7 protein-coding genes are annotated in these 13,362 nt (G+C 55.4%); 6 read left to right on the top strand and 1 reads right to left on the bottom strand.

Translation table 11 applies throughout. The features are described 5' to 3' along the window. The first annotated feature begins 69 nt into the window (after positions 1-69). From B2589_RS12935 to B2589_RS12915, 5 genes are all read left to right on the top strand, one after another. Entirely contained in the window at positions 70-1,137 is a 1,068-nt protein-coding gene (locus tag B2589_RS12935) for a helix-turn-helix domain-containing protein (RefSeq protein WP_286816853.1), read from the top strand. Then, the gene (locus tag B2589_RS12930) at positions 1,118-1,597 is read left to right on the top strand and encodes a PIN domain-containing protein (protein ID WP_286816852.1); all 480 of its coding nucleotides are present in this window, start codon (positions 1,118-1,120) and stop codon (positions 1,595-1,597) included. The genes B2589_RS12935 and B2589_RS12930 overlap by 20 nt, the downstream gene beginning before the upstream one ends. A gap of 120 nt (positions 1,598-1,717) precedes the next feature. After that, positions 1,718-8,170 (top strand): DEAD/DEAH box helicase, encoded by a 6,453-nt coding sequence (locus B2589_RS12925; protein WP_286816851.1) that lies wholly within the window; start codon positions 1,718-1,720, stop codon positions 8,168-8,170. Between the two features lies 1 nt (position 8,171). Further along, on the top strand, positions 8,172-10,292 hold the full coding sequence (locus B2589_RS12920) for a UvrD-helicase domain-containing protein (RefSeq protein WP_286816850.1): 2,121 nt from the start codon (positions 8,172-8,174) through the stop codon (positions 10,290-10,292). A 24-nt stretch (positions 10,293-10,316) separates the two neighbouring features. After that, positions 10,317-11,426, top strand: a complete 1,110-nt coding sequence (locus B2589_RS12915) for an ADP-ribosylglycohydrolase family protein (RefSeq protein ID WP_286816849.1) — start codon at positions 10,317-10,319, stop codon at positions 11,424-11,426. A gap of 117 nt (positions 11,427-11,543) precedes the next feature. Here the strand turns inward: B2589_RS12915 and B2589_RS12910 are convergent, their stop codons facing one another. Further along, the gene (locus B2589_RS12910; RefSeq protein WP_286816848.1) at positions 11,544-12,401 is read right to left on the bottom strand and encodes an alpha/beta fold hydrolase; all 858 of its coding nucleotides are present in this window, start codon (positions 12,399-12,401) and stop codon (positions 11,544-11,546) included. A 270-nt stretch (positions 12,402-12,671) separates the two neighbouring features. Here B2589_RS12910 and B2589_RS12905 point away from each other — a divergent pair, with 270 nt between their 5' ends. Continuing rightward, the gene (locus B2589_RS12905) at positions 12,672-13,286 is read left to right on the top strand and encodes a TetR/AcrR family transcriptional regulator (RefSeq protein ID WP_286816847.1); all 615 of its coding nucleotides are present in this window, start codon (positions 12,672-12,674) and stop codon (positions 13,284-13,286) included. Positions 13,287-13,362: the final 76 nt, after the last annotated feature.

Below are 13,362 nucleotides of genomic sequence, written 5' to 3'. Positions count from 1 at the left end.
AGGTGGCAATCACACCTGGGAAGGTTTACGATTACTAAAGTTAATTTAGTTTTGTAAACCGGTGATTCTATGATTGGTGACCGCTTGAAACGCGCCCGGGCTGCTGCTGGCCTTTCAATGAAGGCTTTGGGGGAGCAGGTTGGGGTAAGTGCGAACATGATCAAGAAGTACGAGCATGACGATAGTATGCCGACTTCTCCTGTGCTTATTCGCTTGTCTCGTGCCCTCGGTGTCCGCTCAGAATACTTCTTCCGTCCAGTTCGGGTATCGCTTAATCGCGTCGAGTATCGAAAACGTGCCAGCACGACTAAAGCAGAGCTCAAGAGAATCGAAGCAGATGTTCTCGATCAGGCTGAGCGTTGGCAGGAACTTGCTGACCTGTGGCCCGAGTTTCCGGTTGCCGGGTTTTCGGGTGTTGAGGGATTGCCTGAGAGAATAACCGATTACGCTGAGCTGGAAAGCGTTGCCAACCAGGTTCGCCGCAGCTGGAAGCTGGGCCTGAATCCGCTGCCGGACGTCATTGATGTTCTGGAGTCCAAGGGCATTCTGGTGATTACTACCGATGTTGATGTGGCTGGCAAGTTTGATGGTTTGCAGGCAACCGTAGCCGGGCAGCCATTAATCGTCGTCTCTAATCAGTGGCATGGTGACCGGCAGCGGTTCACGCTGGCACATGAGTTTGGCCATCTACTTCTGGAGGGACGGTTATCGTCAGATCTTGATGAGGAGAAAGCGTGTAACTATTTTGCGTCTGCGTTCCTTTTGCCCGCTGAGAGCGCGTGCGAACAGATAGGAGAATCTCGCCACAGCATCGAGGTTCGTGAACTCTACATGCTCAAGCATGAGTATGGTCTCAGCATGCAGGCGTGCTTGTATCGCCTCAAAGTGCTCAAGATTATCTCCGATAGCTTGTTTGATAAGTTAATCAAACGATTTTCTGCGGCGGGATGGCGCAAGCAGGAGCCCGGAGACCAGGTGCCTCAAGAGAGCACCATTCTATTTCAACAGCTCGTTTATCGTGCGCTGGCAGAGGGAATTGTTGGTGAGTCAAAGGCTGCAGAGCTTCTCAAACTTCCCTTGATGCAATTCCATCAGATGCGGAAGTTGGAGGCGTTTGATGCAGTTGCTGATCAGTGATGCAAACATCCTTATTGACCTTGAAGAGGGTGGGTTACTGAAGCAGCTCTTCGGCCTTCCGTATGAATTCCGGGTGCCGGATATTCTGTTCTACGAGGAGCTGGAAGACCAGCATGGTTACCTGGTAGAGCTTGGGTTGGGGTTGGGGGAACTGGATGAAGAGGGAATGCGTTCAGCCTTCGAGTACACCCGCAAATACAATGGCCCCAGCCGAAACGATTGCTTTGCACTGGCACTGGCCCGTCAGGAAAGATGTCCACTGCTGACAGGTGACATGGCCCTGAGGAAAGCTGCTGAGAAAGAGGCGATATTGGTCAATGGAACCTTGTGGGTTGTCGAGCAACTGGTCATTCACTCTGTGGTTACTATTGATCAGGCCAGAAATGCCTACCAACGGATGAAAAATAGTGGGCGCAGATTGCCTTGGGCTCTTGCTTTGCAGCGGCTGGAGGCTCTTTGAAGCAATAGAGATGTTGTTGTCTTGGCCCCGAGCCTTCAGCTATACCTCATTCAAAACAAAGACATATTTCTGAATCTAAGCTAAGGTTACTATCTTGTAGTAACCACCCACGGAGCCCTCATGATCCCCGGTTTGTTGGCCACGGAAGTTTCAGCAGCCCTGCGTGAATTCATTGTTACCGGTTACGAAACCGAGACCGATCCCTTCAAGGGGGAGTTCCGCCGCCTGGTGGAGGAGCAGCAAGACGGTGAGGCGTTTATCAAAGGGCCTTATGTTTCTGTTGGCCTGCCTTTTCTGACCGGCTCTTCTGGCCAGGATTTCTTCAAAAGTTTTGAAACCGAACACCCGCCTTATGCCCATCAGGAGCAGGCCTGGCAGAGGTTGGCTTCAGATCGCCGTGCTGCAAATACCCTGGTAGCTACGGGCACCGGCTCGGGTAAGACCGAGTGTTTTATGTATCCGGTTCTTGATCACTGCCAGCGTGCGGCCGCGCCGGGTATCAAGGCGATTGTAATTTATCCGATGAACGCTCTGGCAACGGATCAGGCCAAGCGCTTTGCTGCGGAGATTCATCGGCAGCCGAGATTAAAGGGCTTACGTGTCGGGCTGTTTGTGGGCGGGGATGGCCAGGGCGCCAAGGCCATGGGCCCAGACCAGGTGATCACCGACAAGGAAACCCTGCGCAATAACCCGCCGGATGTGCTGCTCACCAACTACAAGATGCTGGATTACCTGTTGATGCGCCCGCAGGACCAGAAGCTGTGGGCCCATAACGGGCCGGATACCCTCCGTTACCTGGTGGTGGATGAGCTGCATACCTTTGATGGGGCCCAGGGCACGGATTTGTCGTTGTTGATCCGCCGGTTGCGCGCCCGGTTTGATTTGAAGCCTGATCAGCTTGTATGTGCGGGTACATCCGCCACCTTGGGTGGTGATGACAGCATTAATGGCCTGCTTGCCTATGCTTCGGATATTTTCTCAAGCCCGTTCCGGCGTGATTCGGTGATTGCCGAGCAGCGGCAGAGTGATTCGGAGTTTCTGGATAATCTGGCGTTTCTGGGCTTGAACAAGGAAATCGGGCCGGAAGATCTTTCCCTGGCGTTGAACGAAGGCCTGCAGGCGTATCTTTTGAAGGCCTACGAGCTTTATTTCAGCAAGCAGCCGGAAGTGCCACTGGATTCTAAAGAAGGAAGGATTCAGCTGGGCAAGGACCTGAAGCAACATGGCCAGCTGGCGAACCTGCTAAGGCAGCTCAAGTTGGGGCAGGGTACACCCCGATTCCGCGAGTTGGTAGAAAAGCTGGCCTCACAGATCCCACCGCTGTTCAGGCGCCAGCCGGAGCAGGCTTTGATTGCTCTGCTGGCATTGCTGTCCCATGCCCGGAATGATGTTGGCCTGCCTTTCGTGCAGCTGCGCTTGCAGCTATGGTCCCGTGAACTCCGGCGTATTGTTGGGACTTTGCGGGAGCCCAAGCCCCTTGGACTTGTCGACGACGACTCTGAAAACGGGCGCTCTTCGGTATTACCGCCATTGCTGGCGTTCGGTGATGATAAACCTCCGAAAGATCAGCGCCAGGTTCGCTTGCCGCTGGTGCAGTGCCGCGAATGTCACGGTACCGCCTGGTTGACTCGCATGGAGAAGAGCCACGTTTCTGAACAGGTGGTGGAAACAGAGCTGCAGAATATCTATAGCGCGTTTTTTGGAAACCACGAGGAAACAGCTTTGCTGCTGCCCTGGCAACAGGGAGCGGGAATATCTCCGGCTGGCATGCACCTGGATAATTTTCGGGTGTGTCGGGACTGTGGCCGCACCGCAACCGCGGATTATTCCGGTGAGTGTAAGGGGTGCCAGGCCGGGAACGAGGCTCTGGTGCGAGTGAGCAAGCCGCATCAGCTGAAGGAGGTGAAGCGGGACAATGTAAATCGGATGGTTCACGAACACGATTGCCCGTACTGCTCAGCTAAATCTTCGTTGGTGGTATTTGGTGCCCGGGCCGCTAGCTTGAGTGCGGTGGCCATTCACCAGTTGTTCAGCAGTCGTGATAACGATGACCGCAAGTTGCTTACCTTCAGTGATTCCGTTCAGGACGCCACCCACCGGGCCGGTTTCTTCGCGGCGCGTACCTGGCAGAACAACGTGCGCATGGCGCTGACGCAGCTTCTTGAAAGCCAGCTGGAACCGGCTCAGTTACTCCAATTGCCGGAGCTGTTTGAGGCTTACTGGCTAAACCATGGCGAACACCAGGGGCGGTTGGACCTTCCCAAATACCTGCGCGAGTTTATGCCGCCGGACAAGCGCTTTACCTCCGAGTTCGAACATTTCGAAACGACAGGTGAGGTGCGTGATTCCGCCTGGTTGCTCAAGCTGATTCGCGGGCGCATGTTGTGGCAGGTGCTGGAAGATCTGGGCTGGCGGTCTCAGGTGGGGCGTTCTCTTAATCGGTTGGGTATTGCCGCGCTGGACTGGCCGGTGGAACCCGTGGCCCGTGCTGCTGCATCGTGGCGCGAGATCGCTGATAACACACTGGGTTATCGGATTGATAAAGAAGCGGCTGATGGCCTGATGACAGGACTGGTTCAGCACATGGTGAATCTGGGCGCTTTCGGGCTGAAAGACCTGGCCTTTTACCGTGAGAAATCCGGCAAAAGTTACCTGCTCAAGTTTGTGGATTATGCTCCGCCTTTGGGGCCGTCATCGCCCAGGCCCCGATACCCCGCGCTCGCCACAGCGGAAGGTTATGAGCCGTTGAGCCATAACAACGCCTCGCGCTCCTGGTATGAAAACTGGCTGAGCTGCCTTAACCCGGATGCCATGGCGGACCGCAAGCAACTGGAACACGTGCTTGCCGCGGCACTGGATGCGTTAGCCGGCGCCGGCATGGTGCAAACCGAAACCAACGAACGTGGCGTTAAACTCTGGGCCCTGAACCCGGAGGTGTTGACTATCGCTACGGATATTCAGGCGGTGGAGTGTGAAGGCTACCGCCCGGTGCATGTGCCGGCAGGTAAAGCTCGTGGCTGGCTCGGGCTGCCAATGATCAGTGCGGCCGGGCCGGAGCTGTTGTACGAAAACGTGGTACCTGTGCGCAACACGCTGTACCGGAATTTGTATCGCCACGGTGAAATTCACCGGGTAATTGCCCACGAGCACACCGGGTTGCTGGCGGCCAGTGAGCGTATTCGTGTGGAGAATAGCTTTATCAAGGGTGACAAACCCTGGGAATACAACCTGTTGTCGGCCACGCCAACCCTGGAAATGGGTATCGATATTGGTGATCTCTCCAGCGTGCTGCTGTGTTCGGTGCCGCCGGCCCAGGCGAATTATCTTCAGCGGGTTGGCCGGGGTGGCCGCCGCGACGGCAACTCCTTTGTACTGACAGTGGCCAACGGCCGCCCGCACGATCTGGTGTTCTACGCCGATCCGGGACGGATGCTGGACACTCCGGTTGAGCCCCCCGCAGTGTTCCTGAAAGCCCGCCATGTACTGCGCCGGCAGTTACTGGCTTACACCATGGATTGCTGGACCCGTTCAGCCAAGGGTGATAACCAGGTGCCGCATACCATGCAGCCGGTGCTGGACGCCGTGGAAAAGGCGCAGGAGGACCGCTTTCCGTACACGCTGCTCAGATTTCTGAAGCACAACATGCAGGAAATCTGGGATGGCTTCAGCAGTCATGTTGCGACGGAGTTGAGCGGAGAAGACCTCGAGCTGCTTCGGCAGTATTTGTTTGGTGGGCCGCAGTTTGATGAGGACCGCCTGGAGCTATACCTCGTCAACCGGCTCAAGTTGGTGGCGGATGAGCGTAATCTCATGGCCACGACCATCAAGAATCTGGACAAGCAGCTGGAGAAGTTGCGCAAGCTACCCCAAGACGAGCACACCCAGGCCGAGATTCTGGAATTGGAACGCGAAGCCGCCGGTTATCGGGGAATGCGAATTCGCTTGAACAAGCGAGAAACCCTGAATTTCTTTACCGACGAAGGCCTGCTGCCAAATTACGCTTTTCCGGAGGAGGGTGCCACGTTGCATTCGGTGATCTTCCGCTCCGAGAAAGGCGGAGGTGACGGAGCAGATCACGAATTCGTGAAGCGCGAGTACGAATACCAGCGCCCGGCTCAGGCCGCGTTAACGGAGTTGGCACCGGAATCGGTGTTCTACGCCGGCAACCGCAAGGTAAAAGTGACCCGGGTAGAGACTTCCAAAGGCCGTAACATTCAAGACTGGCGCTTTTGCCCTCGCTGCCATTATTCCGCGCCGGCTGATGACCCGACAGCGGGCTTCAGCGATAAAACCTGCCCTCGTTGCCACACAAACCAGTGGGGTGATGAAAGCGCCCGCACCAAGATGCTGAAGATGACCCAGGTCTATGCGTTCACCAACGCAAGGGATGCGATTCTGGATGACCGCTCTGATGACCGGGAGCCGGTGTTCTTCAACAAGCAGATGCTGATCGACTTCAAGCCCTCTGATGTGCCGATTACCTGGGTGCTGGATGATAAAGACAAGCCGTTTGGCTTCGAATTCATTCGTTCTGCCAACTTTCTTGAGGTGAATTTTGGCCGTCGCGAAGGGGAGGAGATGTACTTCGATGTGGCCGGTGAGCATATCCAGCGGGCGGGCTTCCCGATCTGCCGCGAATGCGGCTCGGTGCAGACCAAGGCTGTAGCCAAGGGCAAGAGAGAAGCGGAACATCTGAAATCCTGCAGCTATGCTCGTGGGCCCAAAAAGTTGCCGGGCGGCAAGGAAGATACCGGGCTGGAAAATTGTCTGTACCTGTACCGGCAGTTCTCATCCGAGGCCTTGCGAATTCTCTTGCCGAGGTTGTCTACCGGTGGCACTGAGGAACAAGTGAATTCGTTTGTGGCGGCCTTGCAGCTTGGCCTGAAGCGGCGGTTCGGGGGCAAGGTGGACCATCTGCGAGTGGCTTATCAGAGTGAGCCGATTGGCGAAACCGATGAGCGCCGGCACTTTATCGTTCTTTATGATTCGGTTCCGGGCGGCACAGGTTATCTGCACGAGTTGCTCAGCCGTGCCGAAAACATGCAGGAAGTCTTCCGTAAAGCCTACGACGTGATGGATGCCTGTGATTGTTACGACAACACCATGGATGGCTGTTATCGCTGCCTGCTGGAATACCGTAATGCCTACGGCATGGAAAGCACCAGCAAGGAGCTGGCGCTGGAAATGCTCAAGGATATCGTTGATGGCGATCACAAGTGGGTTCAGGACAAGCAAGGCCTGAGCGCGTTGGGTGGTAACCCCTGGATAGATTCTGAGCTGGAGGCCCGCTTTCCGGAGGCCCTGGCGCGATTCTCCGGCGAAGACTGCGTGGGTAGCCACAAGGTGCGGGTAGGTAAGGATATTATCCGAGGCAAAAGTGGTTACCGGCTGACGATTGGTGATCTCGCCTATGAAATCGAGCCCCAGGTAAATCTTGGCATGGCAGAGGGCGTTCAGTTCGCCAGCAAACCTGATTTCGTGCTCTGGCCAGTGCGCTCTGGTTTGCTGCCGGTCGCTATTTTCCTGGACGGCTATAAGTTCCACGGTGACAAAGCCAGTGAGGACTTGCTTAAACGCCAGGCATTAATGCGGGCCGGCTTCGTGGTCTGGACCCTGAACTGGTATGACGTCAACAAGGTGATGGGCGATAAGGCTATGGACGTGCCCCTGCCATTGAGCATGACTTCGCCGGAACAACATCACCAGGCGATCGCCGGGCTGGCCAAAGTGGCTGGGGTAAATAACACGGCACAACACCTGAACAAGTGCACCTTCGACTTGCTAATGCATTTCCTCACTGAGCAGGATGCCACATTACTTCGGCAACAGGCGTTATTCTTCCTGTTGCAATGTCTGCCAGCCCGTTCGCTGGCGGAACCTGGCGTAAAAACAGCCGTTCTTGAAAGTCTGAATGGGCTGCCAGCAAGTTTCACTGACCTGATGCCGGAACCGGCCGCGTTGGCGGGTTCGGTTGAGCTGACTGACGATAAAGCAGCCGCCGTAATTTCACTGAGCCTGTTGGCAGGGCGCGAACTGTTAAAGAGCTTCGACCTCAACAAAGCGCTGGTCTCCGCCAGTTACACCCTGAAGAAAGGCAGCGAAGACCAGGCCCGTTACCAGTGGCAGCGATTCTGGAGCGCGGTTAATTTCCTTCAATTCCTGCCGGTGTTTTACGCCTGGACCCCGAACTCCAAGAACAGCGGCATAGCCGCCGGCCTTGAGTGGGGTCAGACCCGGGGTCAGACCCAGGCCCAGAATGACAAGTCTGAAAAGCAGGGGCAGACACCTGCCTGGTTTGAGAATCTTGAGGATGAACTCCGCATAGAGCTGGAAGTTCACCAGATTAGTTGGCCTGAAGACGCGTTAGTGGCTGAGGCTGTGGTTGCCGGTGAGCTGGACGAGGTGGTGGGCGAGGCCGAGCTGATGTTTGCGAATGCAAAGATCGCTTTGCTGCTTGAGGACATTGAGGATCAGGTGGCGGCCAGACCTTACCTGGAAGCCGATGGATGGCGGCTCTGCGCTTCGGTTGAAGAGCTGGTTGATGCCGTGAATGAACTGGAATCGGGAGCCTGAGATGGCGAGTGTTGCGTTCTCTGACAAGTACTTTGAAAGCCTGCTGAAGCTGACACCCAACGAGCAAAGCCAGGCCAATAAAGCCGTCATGTTGTTCCAGCAGGACCGGAACCACCCCAGTCTGAACTATGAAAAACTGCCGTCTTTCAGGGATGACAAGGTGCGTTCGATTCGAGCCAATCAGGATGTGCGCATTATTCTGGCCGCCGCCGAGAAAGAAGATTTGTACTTGATGCTGTATGTGAATCACCACGATACGGCCTACAAATGGGCGGAAAAGCGAAAGATCGAGATCAACCCGAATACCGGTAGCTTGCAGGTGTTCACGGTTGAGGAGAGTGCGCTGGAGCCGGCATCGGGAACCCAAGAGACGCCCGCTCAGCCCGGTTTGTTTGATGCGATACGAGACCGCCAACTGCTGCAGCTCGGTGTGCCTGAAGACGCTCTGGCGGTGGTTCGTAGCATGAAAATTGAGGCAGATCTGGAAACGGCCCTGATTAACGAGCAGATACCCAAGGATGCTCATGATGGTCTGTTCATGTTGATGGCCGGAGCCAGTTTCGAGGAAGCCTGGAACGAAGTGGTTCCAGCGGCACCGGAGTCGGTGGATACCGAAGACTTCACTACTGCACTGACACGCCCCGAATCTCGTGCTCTGTTCACGGTCGCGGAGAACGAGCAGGCTCTGCAGGAAGTGCTTAATCAGTCCATTGAGAAATGGCGCGTCTTCCTGCATCCGGCCCAGCGTCGCTTGGCAGAGGGTAAAAAGAACGGGCCGGTTCGGGTACTGGGTGGTGCCGGTACGGGTAAGACGGTGGTTGCCATGCACCGCGCCAAGTGGTTAGCCAATCATCTTGATGAAGGTGATGGGAAAATTCTGTTCACGACCTTTACCAAAAACCTGGCTGCGGATATTCAGCAAAACCTGAACAAGATCTGCAGCCAGGAGTCGCTGGCAAAGATTGAGGTGCTGAACCTGGACGCATGGGTGATGAACTTCCTGAAAAAGCAGGGCTACGATTACGGATTGCTTCTGGATAGCCGTGAGGAGAAGAAGCTCTGGGAGCAGGCCTATTCGGAAAAACCTGCCAGTATTGATCTTGGAATGGCGTTCTTTCAGGAAGAGTGGGCGAGGGTGGTTCAGCCTCAGTCAGTCGGCAGTGTGGATGAGTACAAGAAGGCATCCCGTATTGGCCGCGGTACCCGCCTGAATCGTCAGCAGCGGGTTGAAATCTGGCCGGTTTTCGAGCGCTACCGCCATCTGCTTGCCAGCAACTATCTGAAAGAAACCGATGATGCCTACCGGGATGCCCGCGAATTGATTGAGAATAAGCCGGAGCTTCGTCCTGACTTGGCCGCTGTAATTGTGGATGAGGCCCAGGACATGGGCAGTCAGGCATTCATGCTGATTCGCGCGCTGGTGCCACCTGGCCTGAATGATCTGTTTATTGTGGGGGACGGTCATCAGAGAATCTATGGCAAGAACAAGGTGGTTCTCGGCCAGTGCGGTATTGATATTCGGGGCCGTAGTGCCCGCCTGAAGATTAATTATCGAACCACTGACGAAACCCGAAAGATGGCCGTTGGCATTTTGGAAGGGGTTCAGGTAGATGACCTGGACGGTGGGGAAGACACTCAGCAGTTCTATCATTCCCTGATGCATGGCCCGGCACCCGAGGTGTGTTGTTTCGACTCTTTGGAGCAGCAGGCGGAAGCTATTCTGACAGCCATTAAATCCAATAATCTGGCACCGGAAGCTTGCTGCGTTATTGCCCGCACCCGCAGGGAAGTGAATGAACTAAAAGCAGCACTCGAAAGCCGGCAACAGCTTTGCCATGTTCTGGAAGGACAGAGTGCCGCCACTCCAGATGATGCTTTGAACCTGGCCACCATGCACCGGGTAAAGGGCCTGGAATTTGATGGGGTGTTTCTGGCATCTGCTAATCAGGGGCTTGTGCCGCTGGACTTTGTGGTGAACTCCGCCGCCGATGCGGTTACCCGCCGGCAGCGAGAGAATGAAGAGCGTGCATTGGTCTATGTAAGCCTAACCCGCGCAAGGAAGTTAGCCTTTGTGTTTGGCTATGGGCGGATGAGTGAGTGGTTTTCAGGGTTTACTGATTGACGTTCATGAAAGGGAGTTTTGACCATGGAGCAGCAGACTCTGCAGGCCAAACGTGACCAGAATGACCAAACCCAAGAGCGATACACCGCCTGCCTCCTCGGCGGAGCCATAGGCGATGCCCTCGGTGCCTCCGTGGAGTTCATGTCCCGCGCTGAAATCCTGAACCGCTTCGGCCCCGAAGGTATAACTGACTACGCCCCGGCTTATGGTGGCAAAGGCAAGATAACCGACGACACCCAAATGACTCTGTTCAGCGCCGAAGGCCTGTTGCGGGGGCGAATGCGGGGAGTCAGTAAAGGCATTGCCGGGTTCGACCACACAGTTGCCAATGCCTATTTGCGATGGCTGGCAACACAGGGCCACGAGTGTCGTGCGGTAACCGCAGAAAAAGACGGGTGGATGTTTCAGCAGCGAGAGCTGCACAGCCAGCGTGCTCCCGGAATGACGTGCCTGAGTGCGCTGCGGGATTACCCGGGTGTTCCAGAGACCGCCGACAATAACAGTAAGGGGTGTGGCGGGGTAATGCGGGTGGCTCCGGTAGGGCTTTACTGGCGCACCTTCAGCGGCAACTCCGGCTTGGAAAGGGTATTTGAAGATGGGTGTATGTGCGCCGGCCTCACCCACGGCCATCCCAGCGGTTATCTGACCGGTGGCGTGTTGGCCGTTTTGATCTTTGAGTTATTGAATGATCAAACACTGCTAAATGCCCTGGGTGCCGCCAAGACATTACTGGTTGCAGAGCGCGGTCACGAGGAGACGTTGGCGGCCCTGGATAAGGCGGTAGAACTGAGCCAGTCCGGCAAGCCCCACCATATCGCTATTCAGGAACTCGGCGAAGGCTGGGTCGCAGAGGAAGCACTGGCGATTTCTGTTTATTGCGCCCTGGTGGCTGAAAGTTTCGAGCAGGGCATTGTGCTGGCAGTGAATCACGATGGGGATTCAGACTCCACGGGGGCTATCACCGGGAATATGCTTGGCGCCATGCTTGGCACCGGGGTGATTCCGCAGCGCTGGTTAGAGCCGTTGGAGCTTCGGGACGTTATTGAGGCCGTCGCGTCCGATTTGTGGACGTGCCAGGAGTGGCATTCTTTTATGGATGACGATGGGCTTTGGGAGCGGTATCCGGGGTATTGAACCAGCCACTTAGCAAGTGGAGTCATCAGTCTCATCGCAGCACCAATATCGCCGCCGAAGCGCAAGATATTTATATCCGAGAACATCTTAACTTAGATATCAGGATGACATTCAGGTTCAGCTTGTAGACGCCAGGCCTTTAAGAACCTGCGGCCAACAAGCCTTGCAGCGGCTGCGCAGTAGGTCACTGTGGCCAATTTCTTTCAGTCCAAAACTGGATGGTTTCAGAAACTGTTTTTCTATCCTGGCGTTGGGCAGAAGGCGCAGAAAATCTTCCACGTTTGCAGGCACGGCGATGTGGTCATCTGTCGCGGTTAGTGACAGCACGGGCGCTTTTATATCCGAATAGTGATGCCGCTGTATTTCCCTTCCAATACTGTTTTCTACATATCCGGGTGAGCTGCACCACCGTCGCCACTGCCTGGCGACGCCAGCGGGCAGGTCTTCGCCAAAACCGATGAGTTTGGTGGGCCAGTAGCCTTTCACCGCAACGGAAACGGGTTGCCAGCCATGGAACAGCAGCTTGGCTGCCAGCCTGGTTTTGGGTTTCAGGTTGTTGAAATGCCCCGACGATGCGGCAATCAGAACATAGCGGTCAATTTGGGCGAAATTGGGCATCAAACCGATCAACTGCGCACCGGCACTGTGGCCCACCAGGGTCACCGGCAGGTTCGGGGCCAGGGCGACCAGCTGGTCCAGCGCTGCCGGCAAATCCAGGGTCCCCCAGTCCACCAGGTCGGCAGAGAGTTCCGCGAGGGGGGTATTGTTGCGGGAGTCCCCGATGCCCCGGTTGGAAAACGCCAGCACGGCAAAGCCCTGTTCGCTCAACATGGTGGCAAAATTGAAATAGACCTGGTGCCGAAACCCCGTGGCCGGGGAGAGCAGGACGGCACCGCGAGGTGACTCTGTGGCTGGCCTGAAAAAGTGCCCGGTGAGCCTATAGCCGTCTTCACAGGTTATTAGGGTTTTTTCCATTGTCGATCCATTTAATCATCAGCTAAAAATAGATAGCGCAGAAATTGCGGCAAGGCTGTATTGGCCAAGATGCCGGGCATGTGGATTAACCCTCAGCCCGGAATCCTGAGGTATCCGTTCAGTTTCACGTTCATGGTGATTTCTTTTCTTGAAGGTGTGGCACAAAAAACAGAACAATATTCTTTAAAGGAAGGATATTCTGTTTCGGCCAAAGCTGTCAAACGGTAGAATGCAGGCCATGGCGAGTTCAATCAGGCGAATATCCATTTAATGAACCAATCCAATATTTTAGAGAATCGGTTTCCGGGCCGCAGAGCTGCGCTGAAAAGAGAGATTCTGGAACAGGCGCTGCATTGCTTTAACGATCTGGGGGTGGAAGCGACGACTATCGATGCCATCAAAGCCCGATGCGACACCAGTGTGGGGGCGATTTACCATCACTTCGGGAACAAAGAGGGCATCCTGAGTGCGCTCTTTTTTGCGGCCATGGATGATCAGCGACAGCAACTGGAGCGAGAGTTGGCCGGGGCAAACAATCTGCGCGAGGCGGTGTTTTGCATTATCGAGAGCTATCTGGACTGGGTCGCGGCCAACCGCGAATGGGCCAGATTCCTTTATCAGGCACGTTCCCCATTGGCTAAGGGACCATTTCAGCAGGAACTGAAGGATCGAAATATCCAGAATTACCAGAAGCTGAAAGAGCAGTTAATTGGTTTGGGCAAGGGCGATATCAACATTGTCCAGCCCTTCGAGATGCTCTTCTCTCTCATCATAGGTCCGTCGGAAAACTATTGCAGGGCTTGGCTGTCTGGCCGGGTAAAGACATCGCCTCAGGAGTACCGAAAAGAATTTGCGGAATCCGCATGGCGCTCGCTAAAGAGGTGATCGGCCTGGTCATCGACTCACCGGAAGTCAGAACCCTTCCGCAGCGATGGCTGAATCCTTGAGTAGTTTGCCTCGA

It is taken from the genome of Marinobacter sp. UBA3607, assembly GCF_002375525.1.
In the GTDB taxonomy this organism is placed as follows: domain Bacteria; phylum Pseudomonadota; class Gammaproteobacteria; order Pseudomonadales; family Oleiphilaceae; genus Marinobacter; species Marinobacter vinifirmus.
The sequence above is the reverse complement of the archived record's forward strand: the minus strand, read 5'-3'. Positions and strand labels throughout refer to the sequence as shown.

Coding starts and splice junctions, on each gene's coding strand:
- B2589_RS12935 (WP_286816853.1), top strand. CDS start 70: ATGATTGGTGACCGCTTGAAACGCGCCCGGGCTGCTGCTGGCCTTTCA.
- B2589_RS12930 (WP_286816852.1), top strand. CDS start 1,118: ATGCAGTTGCTGATCAGTGATGCAAACATCCTTATTGACCTTGAAGAG.
- B2589_RS12925 (WP_286816851.1), top strand. CDS start 1,718: ATGATCCCCGGTTTGTTGGCCACGGAAGTTTCAGCAGCCCTGCGTGAA.
- B2589_RS12920 (WP_286816850.1), top strand. CDS start 8,172: ATGGCGAGTGTTGCGTTCTCTGACAAGTACTTTGAAAGCCTGCTGAAG.
- B2589_RS12915 (WP_286816849.1), top strand. CDS start 10,317: ATGGAGCAGCAGACTCTGCAGGCCAAACGTGACCAGAATGACCAAACC.
- B2589_RS12910 (WP_286816848.1), bottom strand. CDS start 12,401: ATGGAAAAAACCCTAATAACCTGTGAAGACGGCTATAGGCTCACCGGG.
- B2589_RS12905 (WP_286816847.1), top strand. CDS start 12,672: ATGAACCAATCCAATATTTTAGAGAATCGGTTTCCGGGCCGCAGAGCT.